The organism is Emticicia sp. GW821-FHT11C11, assembly GCF_058808615.1.
This window is the reverse complement of the sequence record NZ_JBXARV010000005.1, coordinates 17,127-37,282: the sequence shown is the minus strand read 5'-3', so window position 1 is coordinate 37,282 and position 20,156 is coordinate 17,127. Positions and strand designations below refer to the sequence as shown.

Below are 20,156 nucleotides of genomic sequence, written 5' to 3'. Positions count from 1 at the left end.
AATGACAAATAAACCCATTCAAATAGATATAGTCTCAGACGTTGCCTGTCCTTGGTGTTATATAGGTAAAAAACATCTCGAAGAGGCCTTGGCTGGTTTCGAAAATCAGGAGTTTAATATTACTTGGCACCCCTTTCAGTTAGACCCTACCATTCCGGCAGAGGGTCTCTCTCGTGAAGAATACTTTATTAACAAATTCGGGAGTGCCGAGCGCATTCAGCAAATGCACGAGAGAGTAGAAGGTGTAGGAGCTAAAGCAGGCATTCAGTTTGAGTTCGAGAAAATGCCAAAGGTAATCAATACCATACCCTTGCATAAAATATTGCACATAGCACGTGAAGAAGGGACACAAAACGCCTTAGAAGAACGTCTTTTTAAAGCCTATTTTACTGATGGCGTTGATTTCTCCGAAAAAGAAAATGTCCTTGCTTTCATGGAAGATTTTGGTTGGAGCCGTGAAAAAACCGAGGGGATTCTTGCTGACGACCAGATTGCCTATTGGGTAACACAGGAAATCAAACATTTTCAGAACCTGGGTGTTTCGGGAGTACCATTTTTTATACTGAATAACAAATATGGTTTAAGCGGTGCCCAACCGGCCACGGTTTTTAAAGATGCTCTGGAAAAAGTAGCGGAAGAAATGAAACCTGTTGAAGTAAGCGGTGATGCCTGCGAAATAGGTGGAGAAAATTGTTAGGATTGTATTAAATAAACAGAGAGGGGGGTTAATTTAACCCCCCTCTCTGTTTATCTGATTGATTTTATGGTAAATATAAAATCTATTACCAGATTCTGACTCTCTTTTCCGGAGTGCGATACATCTTATCACCCGGCTTTATATTAAATGCTTCGTAGAACTCATCAATATTTACTACCGGGCCATTTACACGAAGGAAACCCGGTGCATGTACGTCAGTCATGATTCGATTGGCCAGAGCTTCATCCCGCGTGTGTCCCATCCATGCCAGCGCATAGCCTAAGAAAAATCTTTGTAGAGGTGTGAAACCATTGATTTTCTTACCCGATTTATACTGCTCAGTTTTCTTAAAAGCCTCCAATCCTAATATCACGCCCCCCAAATCGGCAATGTTTTCACCCTGTGTGGCTTCTCCTCTTACATGAAGGGAGTCTAGCACCACATAGTTATCAAACTGCTCAATAATTCCTTTGGCTCTTTTGTTATATTCATCGCTATCCTTTTTCGTCCACCAATCTCTCAGATTCCCCTTTTCATCAAATTGCCGGCCCTGATCATCAAACCCATGTGTAATTTCGTGGCCTATGGTCGAACCACCGGCATAAGCGTAAATGATGGCGTCGTCCAGTTGCTCATCGCTAAAGCCTGCCACAAAGAAAATGGCTGCCGGTAATACAATTTCATTGTTTGACGGATTATAATAAGCATTATAAGTTTGTGGGGTCATTCCCCATTCCGTTTTGTCAACAGGCTTACCGATTTTATTGACGCCGTATTCATACCACCATTGGTTGGCTCTTATAATGTTTTGTACATACGAGTCACGCTTGATGTCGAGTTTTGAAAAATCTTTCCATTTGTCAGGATAACTCACTTTTGGAGTTACTGTCGATAGTTTCAGTAAAGCCTTTTGCTTGGTACTGTCCGACATCCAATCCAATTTTTCAATCCGCTCTTTATAAGTGCTGAAAATATTCTTCACCAGCTCTTCATAGCGTTTTTTGGTTTTTTCAGAATAATAGTTCTTCACAAAGAGCTGCCCTAAAGCATCACCCAGTAAATTTTCTTCTGAATCCAGAACTCTTTTCCAGCGTGGTTTCATTTCTTTCACCCCACGTAATACGGTTCTGTAAAAATAAAAATCTTCTTTGGCAAAAGGGCTGTTCAGTTCACTGGCAAAATTGCTTATGAAATTCCATGTAAGGTAGGCTTTCCAATTATCAACAGGGGTTGTAGTAAGGAGTTTATTAATGGCAGTATAAAATTCCGGCTGACCTACAATAGCGCTTTTTACATGCAGCATTTTCATGTCGCTCAACAATTTGCTGAATTTCATTGCCGGAGCGAGCTTATCGAGCGCGGCCAAATCCATTTTGTTATAGTTTTTATAGGGGTCTCTTAAGTCTTCAATCTTGCGAGAGTTTTTTGCCAGAGTTTCTTCCAATGCATATACATTAGCAGCGTTTTTGGTGGCAATTACCTCATCGTTACCCAATAGTTTAAACATACGTTGCAGATGGGCCTTATATTCTTTCCGGATGTTGGTATTCCGGCTGTCGGTATTAAAATAGTAGTCTCTGTCTGGCAAACCGATACCTCCCTGATAAAGATGCAATGCCTGCTCTTCACTATTTTTCTCATCCTGAAAAACGTAATTGCTGAATAGTACCCCAATTCCATAGGTTTGCTGAAGCGCGATTTCAGCTAATACGCCGTCAATGTCTTTAATAGCGGCAATACGGTCTAAATCAGGCTTTACAGGGCTTATTCCCTGTTTTTCTATGCCAAGGCTATCCATGCCCGTAAACCAGAAATCACCAATCTTCTGCTCATTAGAACCTGCACTACCAGATTTTTTAGCTGATTCTTCACTGATATTTCTTAGTCTTTTGTAGGTCTCTTCCTGTACCAGACTGCCAATTCCCCAGCCGCTTTCAGACGCCGGAATCGGATTGTTTTTTATCCATGTACCTACGGCATATTTAAAGAAATCATCACCGGGTGATACGGTAGTATCTGCCACTTCGGCTAGTATATCTCTTTGAGCAGATTCAGAAGATTTTGACTGACAGGATGACAAGTAAATACCTGCAATCAATAGAACGCCTGATATAAAACCTTTAGATGCGGTCATAGTGTTTATAAAATTTAAAAAGGCATGATATAAATGATTTCGAAATTAGGGAAGATTTCTTGAAAAAGCAGCTATCTGTTTAAATAAACGATAAAACCATCTGTTTGCAAAAATGATAGTGGAGGAATACACTTTGAAAATCATTCATGAATAACCGGGATTTAATAGCACGATTTATTTGTTTAAATAAAAATAGAACGGCTTTTCTGCTACAAAAGGTTTTGTTTTTTGAAGGGCTTTCCTCGCCTTGTCGTAAACAAAAAGGATTTTGCAGATAAGCTATTTTGTCTAATTTTGCATCAAAATTTATATAAACCAGAAAATCATAGATTATGGCACAGTATGATGTTGTTGTACTTGGGAGTGGGCCCGGCGGTTATGTAACTGCTATTCGGGCTTCACAATTAGGCATGAAAACTGCCATTGTTGAGAAAGAAAACCTGGGAGGTATCTGCCTTAACTGGGGTTGTATTCCAACAAAGGCTTTGTTGAAGTCGGCTCAGGTTTATGAATATATTAAGCATGCAAAAGATTACGGTATTGAAGTAGGAGAAGCGAATGCCAATTTCGAAGCAGTTATCAAACGTTCTCGCGGAGTAGCGGAAGGCATGAGCAAAGGGGTTCAGTTTCTGATGAAAAAAAATAAGATTGATGTGATCTATGGTTTTGGTAAAGTTAAGCCCGGCAAAAAGGTTGAAGTTACTGATGCAGAAGGTAAAAAATCAGAAATTGAAGGTAAACATATTATTGTTGCTACAGGCGCAAGAGCCAGACAATTGCCTAATGTACCGATTGATGGCAAAAAAGTAATAGAATACCGCAAGGCGATGAGCCTTGAGAAAAAACCTGAATCGCTGTTGGTGATTGGTTCGGGGGCTATCGGGGTAGAATTCGCTTATGTTTATGCAAGCATGGGTACTAAGGTAACTATTGTAGAGTTTTTGCCGAACATTGTTCCGGTTGAAGATGAAGACATCTCGAAAGAACTGGCAAAGGCTTACAAAAAAGCGGGTATTGAAATCTTTACAAATTCAAGTGTTGAAAAAGTAGATACCAGTGGTAACGGATGTGTGTCGACCGTGAAAACGCCAACCGGAGAGATTAAAATTGAAACAGATCTGGTTCTTTCGGCAGCAGGTATAGTAGCCAATATCGAGAACATCGGTCTGGAAGAAGTGGGCATTGCTACCGACAGAGGTAAAATAACAGTAAACCAATGGTCTGAAACGAACGTACCTGGCTATTATGCCATTGGTGACGTAGCTCCGGGGCCTGCTCTGGCACACAAAGCCTCAGCAGAAGGTATTATCTGTGTTGAGAAAATCGCAGGGCATCACCCACAGCCAATCGACTACAAAAATATTCCGGGCTGTACTTACTGTACTCCTGAAATCGCGTCAGTAGGTTATACCGAAAAAGCGGCTAAAGAAGCAGGATACGAAATTAAAGTGGGTAAATTCCCGTTCTCGGCATCTGGTAAAGCAAAAGCTGCCGGTAGTCCTGAAGGTTTCGTAAAAGTGATTTTTGATGCCAAATACGGCGAGTGGTTAGGTTGCCACATGATTGGCGCCAATGTAACCGAACTAATTGGTGAAGCAGTTGTGGCCCGTAAACTGGAAACAACCGGCATGGAAATCATCAAGTCGGTTCACCCGCACCCTACCATGTCAGAAGCTATTATGGAAGCCGCAGCCGCAGCTTATGGTGAGGTAATACACTTGTAAAGAATAAATGACCGACTAGGCTTAAAGAAGCGCTTACATTTAGTTGTAAGTGCTTTTTTTATGTCGGTATTGATGGTGGTTCCTAATTTTTATTTATAAATTGTTTATTGTAACATGAGTTTTGTTAAGTAAATATCCTCAACTTGAAACATTGGGTGTGCTTTTTTTAATTATTACTGGTTTTTTTACCATATTGTCATACAAAACTCTCTAAATCTATACTTATTAAACTTTAATACGATTTCAAATTGAAAAAACGAAGTGATTTAAAATCACGGCCTTTTTTAGGCGATATAGAAAGGTTTTCGAAGTGGAAACTTTAAGAAATGGAATTTACATCGGAAGAAGATAAATACAATTATGCTGAACAATTATTGAACAAATATGCACGGGCAAAGTTAGTAATTACTAGCAGGATTCATTGCCTCAATAGCTGTGGACAACCTGTAATATTCATAGAAGATATGAATCAGACTGAAACCAGTTATTGCAGGCTTGAGGGATTAAGAGAGTTGTTCAATAGAATTAACTACAATCAGGGGATATTAACTTCTGACTTTGTTTTCTCTGAGAAAAAGATAAGCAAAAAAGTACTATTAAAAACAAAAACCACCACCAACAATTAAAGGAGAGATTAATAGAATCTTGCCTTGATTTTATGAATAACTGACCATGAATGTTCTTTGGATAACCAACACAATTTTTCCTGAACCGAGTAAATACTTAAATATGTCCCCTCCCATTATATGTGGATGGATGTATGGTTTAGCAGACGCACTTACCGACCAAAATATAAAGTTATCTGTCGCAACTATTTATAAAGGCTCTGAACTGAAGAAAATAGAAGTTAACAATATAATATACTACTTACTTCCATTAAAAGGGGAGAAAACCAAAAAATTAGAACCTTTATGGAAACAGGTCGTATCGGAATGTAAGCCTGAAATTATTCATATTCATGGTACTGAGTGTGCCTTTGGAATGGCTTGTATAAAAAGCAATCCTGAACAAAAATATGTTATATCTATTCAGGCGTTGGTATCAATCCTTGCCCGATGCTATTACACAGGCCTTAGTTTTAAACAGATTTTGTGGAATATTACTTTCAGAGATATAATTAAACTTGATACTATCTGGAATCAAAGAAATTATTTCTATAAGAAAGGATTAATAGAAAAAGAGTACTTAAGAAAAGTACGCCACGTCATAGGAAGAACCAATTGGGATTATAGTCATAGCTTGGCGGTTAATCCTGACATTGAATATCATTTCTGTAATGAATGTCTTAGACATAGTTTTTATACAGCTCAAAAATGGGATATTCACCAATGTGAACGATATACTGTTTTCTTAAGCCAGGCTGGTTATACTATAAAAGGGTTACACAAATTTATAGCCGCTGTAAGTCTCCTGATCAATTATTTCCCGAATTTGAAAGTATATGTTGGAGGACATCCTCTTACTAAAATTGATACCCTTAGTGCCAGAATAAGATTAAATGGATATGGAAAAATTATAAGGGGTTTACTTAAGAAGAATAAATTAACCAATCATTTTGTGTTTTTAGGGGCTTTGAACGAACACCGGATGATTGTTCAATACCAAAAAGCACATGTTTTTGTATGTCCATCGGTCGTTGAAAATAGTCCGAATTCATTAGGAGAAGCACAAATAATTGGCACGCCTTGTGTGGCTTCTTATGTTGGAGGGATATCGGATATGATAGAGCACGGCGAATCCGGGCTTTTATACTCTTTTGATGATGTTGAGGTATTAGCGAATCATATAAAAAGAATATTTGAAAACGATGAGCTCTCTATCTGTTTGAGTCAAAGGGGAATTGCAGAAGCTGAAAAAAGGCACAATAGAGTAACAAATGTGGATGAAACTATTAGGATATACAAAAAAGTGAGCAATTGCTAAAACATATTATTGTCCAATCCTATCGGTTAAATTACTTTTTAGTATGAGTGTCTTGCTTAAACCGTCAGACTGTCTACAAATACAAAAGGGGCAAAAATTGCCCCTTTTGTACCACCTTTTTTAACCTAAACACTACCCTAAAAACGCGCGGAGCATCCATGCCATTTTTTCATGCTGCCCCATGAAACCAGTGAGTAAATCAGTTGTAACTGCATCTCCTAAGGTTTCATCTATATCTTTAATGTCTTTACGCAAGTTGGTGATAAACGCTTCGTGGTCTGTCAACAAATGGCGTATCTGAGCATCTTGTTTGTCTTCATAAGGTCCTTCTGTAAGTCTTGTAGTTCCCAGAAAATCTTTCATAGTTCCATTTGCCTGATGCCCCAACTGGGTTACACGTTCAGCAAGCTGGTCTATTACATCTCTGATAACCTTATACTGGTCTTCATAAAACTTGTGTAACTCTATGAAGCGTGGACCTTTAATGTTCCAATGATAATTACGGGTTTTAGTCAGTATCACATGTTCGTCTGCTAGCACCACCTGTAAAATATCAACAATTTTTTCTATATCTTCTTCAGGTAAACCTATATGGGTTTTCATGGCTACAAAGTTGCGTTAAGCTATGTGGGCTCTCTTCATTTTTGAAGAGTAAATTTTCGCCCGCTTCATGAAATTATTGAAGTCATGATTTTGAGAGCTTTTTGCTCTGCCATACCAACTTTGTGGATTGTGATTTACAATCTTTAACAAGATCACCGCCATACTCAACATGGTCATTATGCCTATTATGAAGATGATTGGTGTCATGATTTCAATAATTTGATGAAACGATTTACACCTAATAGATTAAAAATTTTATTCCATTATTTTTTTTAAGGCTTTGATGACTTTTTTTAAAAAAAATTGGGGAAAGTGGGGTATTTTGGGAAAATAAATGTGGAAATTTTGCCCCATACGTATTTTCTTGTCTCATAAGCGTGCTGGTATGTATTATTTAACATATACTAAAAGCGCTATAGATTGGCTTGCCGCAATTACAGCCAGAGTTAAATTTTACATCACCCCACTATATGAAGTCCTTAAAAACAAGATTTAAAACCTATTTCTCTTTTGCAAAAGAGGTATTTAATGAATTCAGTGCCGACAACGCAACCAAGCTGAGTGCCTCATTATCTTATTACACGATTTTCTCATTGGCGCCAATGCTGGTGGTTATTATATCTGTAGCCAGTATTTTTTATGGGCGGGAAGCCATTCAGGGAGAAGTGTACGGGCAAATTAACTGGCTTATCGGAAAAGACGCGGCCAAGCAGATAGAAGAACTGATTAAAAACGCCCGGCTATCACAAAAATCCGGGTTGGCTGCTATGATAGGTACCATAACATTGCTGCTTGGGGCAACCGGAGTTTTTGCCGAAATACAAGACTCGATTAATTATATCTGGTCATTAAAAGCCAAACCCAGATATGGTATTCTGAAGTATTTGTTTAATCGGCTTTTGTCGTTTTCATTGATATTGTCTCTGGGTTTTTTGCTGATAGTATCTTTGTTGGTCAATACGCTACTTGATATTTTCAGCAGGCGTCTCCAATTATTTTTTGAAGACGTAACGGTATATTTTTTCTTTGGCGTAAACCTGCTTATTGTCTTTTCAGTTATCACGCTGCTATTTGCTATTATTTTTAAAGTACTGCCAGATGGTAAAATCGCCTGGAAAGACTCTTTTCTGGGGGCAGGGGTTACAGCCATATTCTTTATGGCCGGTAAATTTCTGATTGGGTATTATCTGGGGCAGTCGAGTGTCCTGACCACCTTCGGGGCAGCAGGTTCAGTAGTAATAATTCTATTATGGGTATATTATTCGTCTACTATCCTGTTTTTAGGTGCCGAATTCACCAAAGTGTATACGCGCTATTACGGAACACCAATAACCCCCAACAAAAATGCCGTGTTATTAGAAAAAAGAGAAATAGAAATTAAAATGAAACAACAATGAAAACTAAATCGGACACACTTGCATTGAGAACACTTCAGATACTTAGCATTCTGTTTTATCTGGGAATGGTATTTGTCAATTTTCTGGCCAATTTTTTACCCATCAATGGCAAAAACACTGGTCAGGTTTCAGATCAGTATTCTAATTTATTCGTTCCGGCACCACTTACTTTCTCCATCTGGAGTGTCATTTATCTCTTGCTTTTTGTTTTATGTATCTACCAGTTAACAAGCAGTTTTAATTCTAAAACAGATTCGGTTGAGAGGGAGTCAATCAAGAGAATAAACCGGGCATTTATTCTTACCTGTTTAATCAATATGTGCTGGATTATTGCCTGGCATTATGACCTCATCTGGCTGAGTGTAGTGTTGATGATATTGTTGCTTAGCCGACTGATTGGGTTAAACAAAGAAATCAGGGCATTAGCACCTAAGCTGACGGGCTCCGGCAGTTTTATTGTAAAGGCTCCTTTTGGTCTGTATTTAGGATGGATTTGCATTGCCACCATTGCCAATATTACGGCATTGCTTGTGAGTTACGGATGGAGGGGTGTTGGTATGAGCGAAGAGTCATGGGCAGCAATGATGGTACTGATAGGGTCAGCGATAGGAGTTGTTGCTGTTTTAAAATTTGATAATGTCTATATAGGTTTAGCTGTTATCTGGGCATTAAGCGGCATTATTATAGAACGCAACAGTTATACGGTTTACTATCATTACATTGTATTATGCGCCTGGGCAGGGATTATCCTGTTGGCAGTCGCTGTATTGGTGGAGTTGCTAAAAAGTGTTTTCAGAAAAAGGCATGTCCGCACTAATCATCCGTAAAAAAGGAAGCTTCATTTTTTTTAATTGAGAGAGAAAGTAACAACAAATTCAGTTCCCTTGCCAAGTTCTGAGTTGACATCAACGGTGGCCTTATGAGATTGAATAATATTTAGCGTTGCAGCGAGGCCTAGCCCGATGCCATTATTTTTGGCAGTAAAGTAAGGCTCAAAAAGGCGGCTCATGTTTTCAGGGCTGATACCCGTGCCATTATCTTTAATAGAGATATAACAATAGTTGTCGGCAATGTGGCTTTTAATCAATAAAATGCCCTTTCCATCTTCCATGGCTTCTACTGCATTGATGATGATGTTCAGAAGAGCAATCTTTATCTTATTGCTGTCCAGGTTTAATAATGCATCATCTCCATACATTTTCTCTAAAACGATATTTTTCAGGTTGATGCGATCAATGGCTTGTTCGAGTGTTTCATCCAGAATCCGGTGAACAGATATTCTTGAAAATGCGAGATCTGATGGTTTAGAATTATTGAGCAATTCTGTTATCAGATCGCTGATTCGCTGGCCGTTGCGCTTGATAATGCCCAGAAAAAGCTTGGCGTCTTCATCATCAAATTCGCTTTCCAGTTGTTCAACAGATAAATGGATGTTTGTTAAAGGATTGCGGACCTCATGGGCAAGCGTGCGTACTAAACGGCCGGTAGCGGCCATTTTCTCAAGCATCAGGGCCTCACGTTCTGCTTTTCTCTGAGCAGTTACATCATGAATAATACTCAGGAAAGACTCCCGGCCTTCGCTGTTTTTTTGTTTTTGGGCATCAATAAGACAAATTTTTCTTTCGCCTTTTTTGGTAAGAAAAATAGCTTCAAATTTATCCAGATTACCGTTTTCGTCCAGTTTCTCATTAAACAACTGCCATACTTCGTGTTTTTCAAAAATTCTGGCTGTACTCATGTTGCTGAGCTCTTCAGCTTCATAGCCCAGCATTTCTAAAGTTGCCGGATTATAGTAAATAAAGTTGCCGTCTTCCGGTTGTGTGACGATAATGCCCTGCCGGACATGATTAAATATTGTTCGGTATTGCTGCTCACTTTCACGGAGGGTTTTAAGCGTATCGGCGCGTTCGAGCGAGTATCTGATACAACGTTCCAGTTTTTCGGTGTCCAGTTCATTTTTTATCAGATAATCTACTGCTCCCAGCCTCATGGCTTCCATGTCAATCTTTTGGTCGCCCTTGCCGGTAAGAAGAATAATAGGGCTTTGGCATCCTTCCTGAATAGCTTTTTTGAGCAAATCAAGGCCAGTTTTTGCACCTAACAGAAAGTCAAAAAAACAGATGTCATACTCGTAGGAAATAATCTTTTCTACGGCATTATCAAAGTTCTTTGCCCAGTCGATGGTAAACGTTTTGCCTTGGATATCGTTAATATAATCGCTTGTCAGGAAAAAATCATCCTCATCATCATCCACGATTAAAACCCTTATTATGTCGAGTTCTTTCATGAGCTAAGTTTGGGTAATTGAACGATATCAAACCAATAGGTCCCAAGGTTTTTCATTACTTCTACCAATTCAACAAAAGTAACCGGTTTGGTTACAAAACTATTTACCCCCAGATCGTATGTTCTTAAAATATCTTCTTCCGCTTTAGAAGTAGTAAGCACAATTACCGGAATACTCTTCAGTTCATCATCCGACTTTATTTCTTTTAAACATTGGCGGCCATCCTTTTTGGGCATATTCAAATCGAGTAAAATAACTCCGGGGCGTGGTGAGCTGTCCGGATCCGCATATTTACCTTTGCGTTTCAGATAGTCCATCAATTCTGCGCCATCTTCTACAAAACGAAGCTCATTTAATAAGAAATTTTCTTCTAAGGCTTCTTTGGTCATGGCTCTGTCATCCGGGTCATCATCAGCCATTAAAATCATAATACTGGTTTTGTCTTTTTGAAATTGAATCATTACTTGTCAAATTTTAGAGAGTGGAGGTTTTATAATTATTTATATTTAAAGCCGTATACTCAGGGTTAAGTAATTATGTAAGTTATAGATTGTAACTTTTCATTTTGTTGTAAAGCGTTTTCCGGTCGATACTCAAAACCTGAGCGGCTTTACTTTTATTATAATTTACCTGCTTCAGTACTTGCAAAATCATTTCGTACTCCGCATCGAGTGCGGCTGATTTTAAATTGGGTTTAGCAGGCTCTTCATGCTTGGGTACGATGTCTTCACTGACAGTAGACTGAGACGGTTCTGAAAACAATAACCTCGAATAGTTGATGATTTCAAAAGGTAAAGACTTCGATTCTATATAATCACCGTCTGACAACAAAGTGGCTCTCTTTACCACATTGCGCATTTCGCGCAGGTTGCCATACCAGGGGTAACTCAAAAAAGCCGCTTTCACGTCTTCATCAAGACCTATTACATTTTTGCCAAGCTCATCGTTGGTGTTTTCAAGAAAAAACTGTGCAAACTCCATAATATCGCTCTTGCGGTCTCTTAGAGGTGGCACATCAAGGCTGAACTCGTTGAAACGATGGTACAGGTCTTCTCTGAATTTCCCTTTACGGCATGCTTCCATTAATCGTTCATTCGAAGCCACCAGTATTCGTACATCAACCGATATCTCTTTGCTGCCGCCTATTCTGCGTAATTTTCTTTCTTGTACCACACGTAGCAAGGCTACTTGCACATCATAAGGCAGGTTAGAAACCTCATCAAGAAACAGGGTGCCACCGTTTGCCATTTCAAAATGTCCGATTTTCTGGTTTAATGCTCCGGTAAATGAGCCTTTCTCATGGCCGAACATTTCGCTGGCTGCCAGTTCTTTCGATATGGCACCGCAATCCATTGCCACAAAAGGGCCGTTGGCTCTTTTGCTTCTTTTGTGTATTTCCTGAGCCACCGACTCTTTGCCTGAGCCGCTTTCGCCATAAATAATAACGCTGTAATTGGTAGGTGCAACCAGGTCTATCTGGCGGTACAGGTTTTTGGATTCCGGCCCGCTTCCGAAAATATAACTATTGTCAGACCGGGCTCTGGACGATTTAATTGTGGATTTAGTAGCGCCATTGTTTTTTTCAACAGTGGTTTGTGTATTGTTTTCTGTTTTTTCTGTTCCTAGCGCTTTCTTGATTGTAAGCAGGATTTCGTCCGGAAAAAGTGGTTTTGTGATATAGTCAAAAGCACCTTGCTTCATTACATCAATGGCTATTTTTATATCAGAATAGCCCGTGATGATAAGTACCGGAACATCAGGGAAGCGCTCTTTTATTTTGCGCAGAATTTGTCCTCCGTCCAGATCTCCCAAACGGAAATCGGTCATGACTAAATCGGGAGAGAATTCTTCTAATAAACTAAGACCTGTATTTCCGTTTTGAGCGATAGCCACTTCGTAGCCGTTTTTACTTAAAAAACGACGTAGCAAAAGACAAATATCAGTGTCATCATCAATAACAAGGATACGTTGCATAAGTTATATATGGTTGATTTTTAGCAATTTAGAAAATAGAAATTATAAAACACGTCTTAATTGTGCCGACTGTATACCCAGATGGTCACGATATTTTGCCACAGTACGCCGGGCAATCGGATACCCTTTCTGAGCCAGCATGTCGGCTAATTGAAAGTCGTTAAGCGGTGTATTTTTATCTTCGCTCGAAATCAAGGCTGCTAATGTTTGCTGAATCTCACGATTAGACACCTCCGTTCCGGATTCTGTAAAAATACCACCCGAAAATAAGTCTTTTAAATGAATAGTACCAAAAGGTGTCTGGGCATATTTACCACTGGTTACTCTTGATACCGTTGAAATATCCATTCCAATAATCTCCGCTACATCTTTCAGTGTCATTGGCCTTAGTTTCTGAACATTTCCGGATTTAAAAAACTCCTCCTGTATTTTCACAAGGGTTTTCATGGCTTTAAGCATAGTGGTTTCTCTTTGCCGAATGGCATCAATTAACCAGTTTGCTGCTGATGCTTTGGTGTGGATATAGTGTACTGCGGCTTTATCATGATTCCCCTGCAACAGGTCATTAAATGAGTTGTTTACTTTTAACGGTGGAATCTGGTTACTATTGAGCGATATTTCAATCTTGTTGTCTTCATAGAAAACAAGGTAATCTGGTATAATGTTATCTTTTATCAGAATAGAACTCGTGTTTTCTTCCGAAATGGGCTTGGCATTGAGAGAAGTAATAAGGCAAATGGCTTGTTTGAGCTTTTCGGTGCATATCTCGCGAGAGCGCATGATTTTCTCATAATTTCGCCCGGCCAGATCATCCAGATTATTCATTACCACATCATAAGCCAGATCAACGTCTAGTCCTTCTTCTCTTTTGCGGTCAAGCTGAATCAGCAGGCATTCCTGAAGATTGGAAGTACCTATACCCAGAGGCTCAAGCTTACGTATAATGTTTATTACTTCTTCTACATCCGGCACATCAACAAAAACATTATTGGTAAAAGAAACATCATCAGCTAAGGCTTCTGCATCATATTTAAGAAAGCCATATTCATCAAGAGAATCAATAACAAAATCGCCTAACATTTGCTGGCGTTCGGTAAGAGCCAGTACATGGAGTTGCTCTTTCAGATCGTCACGCCAGGATGTTTGTTGTATTATTGGCGCAGAATAAAGGTCATCATCACTGCTATAATTGTTCAGTTGGGTTTTGTAGTTGGGGGTATCATCGTCATACTCGTCCCAATCAAGGTAGTCGGCGCTACTGCCTTGAATCGTGTCTTTTTCTTCACGGTCAAAATCATCCGTCTCAGCATCGTCACTTGTACTTGCCTCTTCCAGCATTGGGTTCTCTTCCAATTCTGTTTTTATATGCTCTTCAAGCTCCAGTGTCGACAGTTGCAGAAAGTTTAGTAGTTGTATCTGAGACGGAGAAATCCTTAAGGTTTGTTTCTGGGTCTGGCTGAGATTTAGCATGGCATAAGGTTTTATATAAGCCTATATATATCAATTTACAGCCCAGACTCTGGAATGTCAGAAAAAATCAAAAAAAGTAATTCTAATAATTTGATTATCAGTATATTAGAAAAGTTATTATTTTTTGTTTTAATAAGGTGGGAAATTGAGATTTTTCCAAATGATGAAATAAAGTCTACAATATGGGGAATTAATTCCGCATGTGTGGTATGCACATCTGATAATATCAGCAAATCCTAACTATGAAAAAAAGTTTACGTTTAATTCTTTCCTCATTTGCAATATGTGTCGTATTGCTTGCCACTTTAAGCTGGCTTTCATATAAGAAAATTAAGGATTCAACCAGCTACGCTGATGCTGTAGAAAATACACATGAAGTATTACGTAAAAGCGAAGAACTGATTTCAGTTCTGAAAGATTATGAAACAGGTCAGCGAGGCTTTTTACTGACACACGAAAGGGTTTTTCTTGAGCCGTATTACCAGGCAGAAAGTCAGATAAACGGGGCGTATAAAACGTTACGCTCTAATATAAGAAACAACGAGCCGCAAGTCAAAAGGGTCGACACCCTAAGCAGCATTATTTCAGAAAGAATCCGTTTACTGAAGCTTAATATAATACAAGCTGAAAAAAAACAGATGCTGGATAAATCGACTTTTTTGTTGGGCAAAGAGGAAATGGACAAAATCAGACAGGTGGTGAACCGGTTTCAGGATACCGAGCGGCAGTTGCTGACCGAGCGACGAAACCTGAAAAATGAGAGTGATAAACAAACTACATTCATACTTATTTTACTTTCGGCTTTTTCTTTCTCGCTGTTAATTATTTGTTTTTTACTAATTTTTATTGAACTGCAAAGAAGACTTAAGTTTCAGCATAGACTTGAGAATAAAATTGATGAATTGAATAGATCGAATGCTGATCTGGAGCAGTTTGCCTATGTTTCTTCACACGATTTGCAGGAACCTCTCCGGAAGATAAGGTCTTTTAGTGACAGAATGGTGAGAAAACACGCAGACACCCTGAATGAAGATGGCCGTGATACACTCGAAAAAATTACTACGGCAGCCGAAAGAATGCAGAATCTGATAAACGACCTGCTTGATTTTTCACGATTGGTAAATAGAAAAGAAACGACACGTCAGGAGGTGAATCTTCAGGAGATAGTTGATAAAGCTATTAATGATTTGTCAGTAAAAATAGAGGAAAAAAAAGCACAGATAATTGTCGAAAAATTGCCTTATATTTGGGGGGTCTCTTTTCAGATAAATCAATTGTTTTTGAACCTTGTCAGTAATGCGCTGAAATTTACCAGTGAAGAGCGTGCACCGGTTATCAGAATTGACCATAGCCAGGTGAAAGGAGCGGAAATAAAAGGAATTGAAAATATAAGAAGAGAACTGGATTACCATAGAATAGTTGTCAGTGATAACGGGATAGGCTTTGAAGAGGAATACGCCGAAAAAATATTTGTTATTTTTCAGCGGCTCCACGGGCGCAATCATTATGAGGGTACTGGTGTCGGGCTAGCCATTTGTCGCCGCATTATGAGTAATCATAATGGTTTCATATTTGCTGAAAGCAAAGTGGGAGAAGGTTCCAGATTTATATTATATTTCCCTACTAAATAAATAGTAAATCTATTAGAAACGAATGAGTGTATTATCAATCGTCATTGCTGACGACGATGAGGACGACAAATTTTTACTGAAATCGGCTTTTGAAGAAAGTGGAATAGATGCTCCGTTATCTTTTGTTGATAACGGGCAGGAATTGATTGATTTCTTAAATAAAACCAAGAAATTGCCGAGTATCATCCTTTTAGACCTGAACATGCCTAAAAAAGACGGGAGAGAGGCATTGAAAGAAATCAAAGAAAATCCTAAGTTCAGAAGTATTCCTATCTTAATTCTTACCACTTCAAATTCACCTGAAGATATCAGAAATTGCTATTTTCTGGGAGCAAATTGCTTTATAACAAAACCCTCCACTTTTGAAGGGTTAATGAAGGTTATCGGAGAATTAAACAAGTTCTGGTTTACTATTGCCTCTATTCCGACAAAACTCTGACCGGCGTTACACCTACTGAAATACTCTGCGAATCTGTAACCGGAATAATCACGGGCTTTTCGTCCGTTACATCTTTTACCCACATCAATGCGCGTTCAATGAGTGAAGGCTTGTCTTCATGCAAGGGCTCTTTTAGTATCTGAGGTTTTTCATCAGTTACGTCTTTTACCCACATTAATGCTCTTTCAATAAAAGACGGCCGGCTTTCAACATACACACCGTTGTCCTCAGTTAGTACGGGTTTGTCGTCGGTCATTTCTCTTACCCAATCCAATCCTTTGGTTACAATTGCTTCTTTATTTTGATGAATCATATTACCGGCATAATTCTTCAGAAAAAATGGTATCAGCACTTTCAAAGCCCATGGCGAACGCCGGAGAATACCATTGCGTATGATGGTGTCAACGCCAATATCTAAACCTATGTTCAGCAGGCCTTTATTGCGATTAGTTAGAAAGTTTCCAAGAAAATCAACGGCATGCCTTGCCGGGCTCAGGTCCTCTTTAATAGCATCTATGCTGTATCTCATTTTTGTTCTGGAAAGCTGTATCTCATTTTTGAGTCTGGCTTTTTCAGCCCTGAGATCATCAATATTTCTGATTTTAGTCTTCATAGTTGAATTTCCGGATGAGAGAGTTAATAACAGGAATTTTAATCAGATTATCCCGTTGCAGGTAAACAATCACGCCGATAATGATATACACCCCGCCCACTATAAATAAGCCAAAAGCAAGGTTATTCAGGCTTTGGCCAATTAACCAGGCTGCACCCAAGCTTAAAAAAAGAGTTATAAATGCAGCAATGACACCCAGGATGAGAACCGAAGCGGCAACAGAAATAGTTTCAGCAACTTTCTCCATAGAATTTATTACACCGAGCTGCCATCGGGACTCCAGATGATTCGTTAAATCATCAAAGATGTCTTCTGTTTTTTCTTTAATGTCGTTGTATATTTCCATAGCGGGTTTTATAAGTTAAAAGATGAGCCGGAGCAAACCCCGACTCATCAGATAAAAGAGTTTAGGGCTTAGCTCACTTGTAACTTCTTTTTAGCTGCATTGTATTGATCATTGGTATCTTCTGCCATTTCATCAAACTTTTGCTGAGCTTTACCTTTTATCTCGTATGCCTTATTGCGTAATTCGTCTTTTGTATCCTGGTATTGGCTTTTGCCACGACGAATCGCATTCAATAACTCATCGGCCAATTCATTAGCTGTTTTTTTTACTTTTGAGCGAATTTCCTCTCCTTTATCAGGAGCAAACAACATCCCTATAACTGCACCGGCCGCTGCCGCCGTAATAACTCCTAGAAGGATTTTTGAATTACTTTTCATAATAGTTAATGTTTAAAAGTTTTTTTATGATGAGATTATAAGTAAAAATCCTATTCCATCACACCTAAAACAGCATATATGTAGCATTATAAACGGGTAGCACTTTAAAATGTAGAACTTTTTACGCATATTGTGGGAACCGTAGTACCCTCACTGAAAGCGGCAGAAAAAAATAGCTGGCACGGTTTTTTATACTGTATAGTAATAATAGAATGAAGTTAATTATGCAAAGATGAAAAGCTTAGAAGAAAATGGATTATCTGCCCTAATAGTAGATGATGAAATAGATACCTGCTTGTTGATTAAAATGTACTTGAAGAAAAAGGGGATAGAGTCTGTCCACGCCCATACTTTGCAGGATGGGTTCGAGAAAGCCAGTCATTTAATGCCCCACCCGCAATGGATTTTCTTAGACAATAATTTGCCTGATGGCCTCGGTATTGAAAAGCTGTCAGAATTTAAAAAATTATTGCCTAATACCAAGATTGTTATGATAACCGCTATTGGAAAGTTGAAAGAAAAGGCTTTAGAAGGCGGTGCATATAATTTTATAGAGAAACCGTTGTCATATGCGTCAATAGACAACTCATTGTAATCAGCAAATTCAATTTTTGGTTTACTAAATCCCACAAACTTTTATGGCCTTTATGTAAAAAGTGTCAGAATAGTAGTAAATCAAATTGTTCATAAAACAGTTTATTTTAAACCCTTTAACACAAACAACATGGAAGGACAAGGATTATTGTATGCAATTATTATTGGTGCCATAGCTGGCTGGCTAGCCGGTGAAATCAAAAGAGGTTTCGGCTTTGGTCTTATTGGCAACATTATAGTAGGAATTATCGGAGCCCTGGTTGGTGGCTGGCTTTTTGCAGCCCTGGGTATTTCGCTGGGTACGGGTGCAATTGCTCACATACTTACAGCAGTAATAGGCGCTTTAGTGGTATTATTTATTGTGGGGCTGGTACGAAGGGCCTAGTGTAATATAAGATTTTGTCTGAGTGAAAGGGGAGTGTATGTCAATCATACATTCCCCTTTTGGTTTGTCTGCCTTTATAGTGAATGTTGTAGTGATGATGTAAAACCACCATCTCAATGATAGTTAATAGGGCTCAAAAGACAGTTATCGGCCCAATAGAAATAGTTAGATTTCCCATAACGAATAACGATTCCTTTTTAAGTATCGTTATTTCAGGACGTGACAACAATGCAAAACAAAAAAGCAGCAGATAAAATCCGCTGCTTTTCTAACCATTGCTACTAATCTAAACCACCTATTATTATTATTCAATATCTTTCTGTATTTCATCTATCCTTTTATTTAGCTTTCTTTTGAACTCTTTCCAGTCTTGCTTCATATCGCTTCTGATTTCTTTGATAGAATCATCTATTTCGTTAAGTTCTCCTTTCAGTTTTTGTTTTCTTTCTTCCCAGCGATCTTTTTCTTTGTTGGTAGACGTTTTAATTTTGGCTTCTGCTTCATCTATCTCTCTTTTCAGTTCATCGCGCTGGCGTTCCAGTTTTACAGCCAATTCATCTTTTTCTCGCTTTATGTCGTCAGATGTTTGGTTAACACCGTCTTTTATGTCACCGGCTACCTCATCAGCGGCCGATTCCACTTTATCCTGAGCATCTTGCGTAGTATCTGCTAAATCTTTTTTTTCTTCTCTGGTGCATGAACTGAAGCTAAGTGTCGCCATAGCAATCAGGGCATAAGCCAGTACGATTTTCTTTTTCATGGTAAATATTTTTTTAAGTGACTGTATGTATTTCTCTTTACCCCTCGTGTTGAGGAGCTGTATTGATTCTTTGTTTAAAAATGATACCCGATAGTAGCCTGGAATAAATTACCTTTAGCGGCAAATTTACTGGCGGTTTCGGCGTCTTTGTATTTTACGTCGATCACATCGTTGATATTCCCTTCATAGCGAACATCAAAATTGATTTTGCCGATATCAAATCCGACTCCGGACTGATACCCTAGTACTGCTTTATTGAATACCTGATCAGCGCTTTCTCCTCTTGCTTCTGCAATGGCTTTGCCTAAATTTCCATCGTTTCCAATATTGAAAGTTGCAATAGGGCCGGCGTTAATTCTGAAAACGTCTCCTATTTTTATACCTACCAGCAACGGAAAATCAAGGTTGGTCATTCTGAAATCGACGGTTGTTGTATTGTTTCCATTATTATTGAACATTTCATATTTACCGCCTTTTTGCGAGATCAGAATCTCAGGTTGGAAGAAGAAAGTTCTCCCGAACCGCAAAAACACACCACCGGTAAAACCGAATGCTCTGTTTTCATTATTTCTGAAATTGAAGACGGTGTTTCCCGATGTGAATGATAAGTCGTTGCCTCTCACTTGAGATAGGTTAGCCCCTAGTCGTAATCCGGCAGTAAAGCTTTTTGATTGAGCAAATGTCGAAGCACTGATGAGAGAGACAAACGCAAGAGCAATAATTTTTTTCATGGGATATAACTATTAATTGGTTAGCTAGTATACCAATCAAAATTAACATGCCAAGTTTGTAATGTGCTTAT

At 38.7% G+C, this 20,156-nt stretch carries 21 protein-coding genes; 10 read left to right on the top strand and 11 right to left on the bottom strand.

The window, feature by feature from the left end; genetic code table 11:
- The first annotated feature begins 1 nt into the window (after position 1).
- On the top strand, positions 2 to 697 hold the full coding sequence (locus AC1RRY_RS21785) for a DsbA family oxidoreductase (protein ID WP_492823896.1): 696 nt from the start codon (positions 2 to 4) through the stop codon (positions 695 to 697).
- 85 nt (positions 698 to 782) lie between these two features.
- On the opposite strand, the gene AC1RRY_RS21780 is transcribed toward AC1RRY_RS21785, so the two are convergent.
- Positions 783 to 2,831, bottom strand: coding sequence for a M13 family metallopeptidase (locus AC1RRY_RS21780; protein WP_492823894.1), 2,049 nt, complete (start codon positions 2,829 to 2,831; stop codon positions 783 to 785).
- Positions 2,832 to 3,163: 332 nt separating this feature from the next.
- Between AC1RRY_RS21780 and lpdA the strand changes: the two genes are divergently transcribed.
- The 3 genes from lpdA (at position 3,164) to AC1RRY_RS21765 (ending at position 6,478) form a co-directional block, all read left to right on the top strand.
- A complete protein-coding gene (lpdA, locus tag AC1RRY_RS21775; RefSeq protein ID WP_492823892.1) occupies positions 3,164 to 4,555 on the top strand; it encodes a dihydrolipoyl dehydrogenase in 1,392 nt (463 codons plus the stop codon).
- A 326-nt stretch (positions 4,556 to 4,881) separates the two neighbouring features.
- Complete coding sequence (locus tag AC1RRY_RS21770) at positions 4,882 to 5,181, top strand: hypothetical protein (protein WP_492823890.1); 300 nt, start codon at positions 4,882 to 4,884, stop codon at positions 5,179 to 5,181.
- Positions 5,182 to 5,227: 46 nt separating this feature from the next.
- Positions 5,228 to 6,478: a glycosyltransferase family 4 protein gene (locus AC1RRY_RS21765; protein ID WP_492823888.1), complete on the top strand. Its 1,251-nt coding sequence runs from the start codon at positions 5,228 to 5,230 to the stop codon at positions 6,476 to 6,478.
- A 132-nt stretch (positions 6,479 to 6,610) separates the two neighbouring features.
- Here the strand turns inward: AC1RRY_RS21765 and AC1RRY_RS21760 are convergent, their stop codons facing one another.
- Complete coding sequence (locus AC1RRY_RS21760; protein ID WP_492823886.1) at positions 6,611 to 7,081, bottom strand: Dps family protein; 471 nt, start codon at positions 7,079 to 7,081, stop codon at positions 6,611 to 6,613.
- Between the two features lie 470 nt (positions 7,082 to 7,551).
- On the opposite strand from AC1RRY_RS21760, the gene AC1RRY_RS21755 reads away from it, so the two are divergent.
- Both AC1RRY_RS21755 and AC1RRY_RS21750 read left to right on the top strand, forming a co-directional pair.
- On the top strand, positions 7,552 to 8,478 hold the full coding sequence (locus tag AC1RRY_RS21755) for a YihY/virulence factor BrkB family protein (protein ID WP_492823884.1): 927 nt from the start codon (positions 7,552 to 7,554) through the stop codon (positions 8,476 to 8,478).
- A complete protein-coding gene (locus AC1RRY_RS21750) occupies positions 8,475 to 9,305 on the top strand; it encodes a TspO-related membrane protein (RefSeq protein ID WP_492823882.1) in 831 nt (276 codons plus the stop codon). The genes AC1RRY_RS21755 and AC1RRY_RS21750 overlap by 4 nt, the downstream gene beginning before the upstream one ends.
- A gap of 20 nt (positions 9,306 to 9,325) precedes the next feature.
- Here AC1RRY_RS21750 and AC1RRY_RS21745 read toward each other — a convergent pair whose 3' ends face one another.
- The 4 genes from AC1RRY_RS21745 to rpoN form a co-directional block, all read right to left on the bottom strand.
- Positions 9,326 to 10,765, bottom strand: a complete 1,440-nt coding sequence (locus AC1RRY_RS21745; RefSeq protein ID WP_492823880.1) for an ATP-binding response regulator — start codon at positions 10,763 to 10,765, stop codon at positions 9,326 to 9,328.
- Positions 10,762 to 11,226, bottom strand: a complete 465-nt coding sequence (locus tag AC1RRY_RS21740; RefSeq protein WP_492823878.1) for a response regulator — start codon at positions 11,224 to 11,226, stop codon at positions 10,762 to 10,764. Before AC1RRY_RS21740 ends, AC1RRY_RS21745 begins: the two co-directional genes overlap by 4 nt.
- Before the next feature lie 82 nt (positions 11,227 to 11,308).
- Positions 11,309 to 12,739, bottom strand: coding sequence for a sigma-54-dependent transcriptional regulator (locus tag AC1RRY_RS21735; RefSeq protein WP_492823876.1), 1,431 nt, complete (start codon positions 12,737 to 12,739; stop codon positions 11,309 to 11,311).
- A gap of 42 nt (positions 12,740 to 12,781) precedes the next feature.
- The gene (gene rpoN / locus AC1RRY_RS21730) at positions 12,782 to 14,209 is read right to left on the bottom strand and encodes an RNA polymerase factor sigma-54 (RefSeq protein WP_492823874.1); all 1,428 of its coding nucleotides are present in this window, start codon (positions 14,207 to 14,209) and stop codon (positions 12,782 to 12,784) included.
- Positions 14,210 to 14,451: 242 nt separating this feature from the next.
- Between rpoN and AC1RRY_RS21725 the strand changes: the two genes are divergently transcribed.
- Entirely contained in the window at positions 14,452 to 15,840 is a 1,389-nt protein-coding gene (locus AC1RRY_RS21725) for a sensor histidine kinase (RefSeq protein ID WP_492823872.1), read from the top strand.
- Positions 15,841 to 15,862: 22 nt separating this feature from the next.
- Complete coding sequence (locus AC1RRY_RS21720) at positions 15,863 to 16,279, top strand: response regulator (protein WP_492823870.1); 417 nt, start codon at positions 15,863 to 15,865, stop codon at positions 16,277 to 16,279.
- Here AC1RRY_RS21720 and AC1RRY_RS21715 read toward each other — a convergent pair.
- From AC1RRY_RS21715 to AC1RRY_RS21705, 3 genes are all read right to left on the bottom strand, one after another.
- On the bottom strand, positions 16,260 to 16,892 hold the full coding sequence (locus tag AC1RRY_RS21715; protein ID WP_492823868.1) for a hypothetical protein: 633 nt from the start codon (positions 16,890 to 16,892) through the stop codon (positions 16,260 to 16,262). The genes AC1RRY_RS21720 and AC1RRY_RS21715 overlap by 20 nt on opposite strands.
- Positions 16,882 to 17,238 carry a phage holin family protein gene (locus AC1RRY_RS21710; protein ID WP_492823866.1) on the bottom strand — a complete coding sequence of 119 codons (357 nt, stop codon included), beginning with the start codon at positions 17,236 to 17,238 and terminating at the stop codon, positions 16,882 to 16,884. Before AC1RRY_RS21710 ends, AC1RRY_RS21715 begins: the two co-directional genes overlap by 11 nt.
- A gap of 68 nt (positions 17,239 to 17,306) precedes the next feature.
- Positions 17,307 to 17,615 carry a YtxH domain-containing protein gene (locus AC1RRY_RS21705; RefSeq protein ID WP_492823864.1) on the bottom strand — a complete coding sequence of 103 codons (309 nt, stop codon included), beginning with the start codon at positions 17,613 to 17,615 and terminating at the stop codon, positions 17,307 to 17,309.
- A gap of 232 nt (positions 17,616 to 17,847) precedes the next feature.
- Here AC1RRY_RS21705 and AC1RRY_RS21700 point away from each other — a divergent pair, with 232 nt between their 5' ends.
- Positions 17,848 to 18,210, top strand: coding sequence for a response regulator (locus AC1RRY_RS21700; protein WP_492823862.1), 363 nt, complete (start codon positions 17,848 to 17,850; stop codon positions 18,208 to 18,210).
- Positions 18,211 to 18,339: 129 nt separating this feature from the next.
- Positions 18,340 to 18,594: a GlsB/YeaQ/YmgE family stress response membrane protein gene (locus AC1RRY_RS21695; protein WP_492823860.1), complete on the top strand. Its 255-nt coding sequence runs from the start codon at positions 18,340 to 18,342 to the stop codon at positions 18,592 to 18,594.
- Positions 18,595 to 18,898: 304 nt separating this feature from the next.
- Here the strand turns inward: AC1RRY_RS21695 and AC1RRY_RS21690 are convergent, their stop codons facing one another.
- Together AC1RRY_RS21690 and AC1RRY_RS21685 are read right to left on the bottom strand one after the other, a co-directional pair.
- Positions 18,899 to 19,354, bottom strand: coding sequence for a hypothetical protein (locus AC1RRY_RS21690; protein WP_492823858.1), 456 nt, complete (start codon positions 19,352 to 19,354; stop codon positions 18,899 to 18,901).
- 74 nt (positions 19,355 to 19,428) lie between these two features.
- Positions 19,429 to 20,085, bottom strand: coding sequence for a porin family protein (locus AC1RRY_RS21685; protein ID WP_492823856.1), 657 nt, complete (start codon positions 20,083 to 20,085; stop codon positions 19,429 to 19,431).
- Positions 20,086 to 20,156 lie beyond the last annotated feature (71 nt).

Excerpts from the sequence above, each read along its gene's own strand:
- AC1RRY_RS21785 (WP_492823896.1), top strand. The coding sequence starts at position 2 with ATGACAAATAAACCCATTCAAATAGATATAGTCTCAGACGTTGCCTGT.
- AC1RRY_RS21780 (WP_492823894.1), bottom strand. The coding sequence starts at position 2,831 with ATGACCGCATCTAAAGGTTTTATATCAGGCGTTCTATTGATTGCAGGT.
- lpdA (WP_492823892.1), top strand. The coding sequence starts at position 3,164 with ATGGCACAGTATGATGTTGTTGTACTTGGGAGTGGGCCCGGCGGTTAT.
- AC1RRY_RS21770 (WP_492823890.1), top strand. The coding sequence starts at position 4,882 with ATGGAATTTACATCGGAAGAAGATAAATACAATTATGCTGAACAATTA.
- AC1RRY_RS21765 (WP_492823888.1), top strand. The coding sequence starts at position 5,228 with ATGAATGTTCTTTGGATAACCAACACAATTTTTCCTGAACCGAGTAAA.
- AC1RRY_RS21760 (WP_492823886.1), bottom strand. The coding sequence starts at position 7,081 with ATGAAAACCCATATAGGTTTACCTGAAGAAGATATAGAAAAAATTGTT.
- AC1RRY_RS21755 (WP_492823884.1), top strand. The coding sequence starts at position 7,552 with ATGAAGTCCTTAAAAACAAGATTTAAAACCTATTTCTCTTTTGCAAAA.
- AC1RRY_RS21750 (WP_492823882.1), top strand. The coding sequence starts at position 8,475 with ATGAAAACTAAATCGGACACACTTGCATTGAGAACACTTCAGATACTT.
- AC1RRY_RS21745 (WP_492823880.1), bottom strand. The coding sequence starts at position 10,765 with ATGAAAGAACTCGACATAATAAGGGTTTTAATCGTGGATGATGATGAG.
- AC1RRY_RS21740 (WP_492823878.1), bottom strand. The coding sequence starts at position 11,226 with ATGATTCAATTTCAAAAAGACAAAACCAGTATTATGATTTTAATGGCT.
- AC1RRY_RS21735 (WP_492823876.1), bottom strand. The coding sequence starts at position 12,739 with ATGCAACGTATCCTTGTTATTGATGATGACACTGATATTTGTCTTTTG.
- rpoN (WP_492823874.1), bottom strand. The coding sequence starts at position 14,209 with ATGCTAAATCTCAGCCAGACCCAGAAACAAACCTTAAGGATTTCTCCG.
- AC1RRY_RS21725 (WP_492823872.1), top strand. The coding sequence starts at position 14,452 with ATGAAAAAAAGTTTACGTTTAATTCTTTCCTCATTTGCAATATGTGTC.
- AC1RRY_RS21720 (WP_492823870.1), top strand. The coding sequence starts at position 15,863 with ATGAGTGTATTATCAATCGTCATTGCTGACGACGATGAGGACGACAAA.
- AC1RRY_RS21715 (WP_492823868.1), bottom strand. The coding sequence starts at position 16,892 with ATGAAGACTAAAATCAGAAATATTGATGATCTCAGGGCTGAAAAAGCC.
- AC1RRY_RS21710 (WP_492823866.1), bottom strand. The coding sequence starts at position 17,238 with ATGGAAATATACAACGACATTAAAGAAAAAACAGAAGACATCTTTGAT.
- AC1RRY_RS21705 (WP_492823864.1), bottom strand. The coding sequence starts at position 17,615 with ATGAAAAGTAATTCAAAAATCCTTCTAGGAGTTATTACGGCGGCAGCG.
- AC1RRY_RS21700 (WP_492823862.1), top strand. The coding sequence starts at position 17,848 with ATGAAAAGCTTAGAAGAAAATGGATTATCTGCCCTAATAGTAGATGAT.
- AC1RRY_RS21695 (WP_492823860.1), top strand. The coding sequence starts at position 18,340 with ATGGAAGGACAAGGATTATTGTATGCAATTATTATTGGTGCCATAGCT.
- AC1RRY_RS21690 (WP_492823858.1), bottom strand. The coding sequence starts at position 19,354 with ATGAAAAAGAAAATCGTACTGGCTTATGCCCTGATTGCTATGGCGACA.
- AC1RRY_RS21685 (WP_492823856.1), bottom strand. The coding sequence starts at position 20,085 with ATGAAAAAAATTATTGCTCTTGCGTTTGTCTCTCTCATCAGTGCTTCG.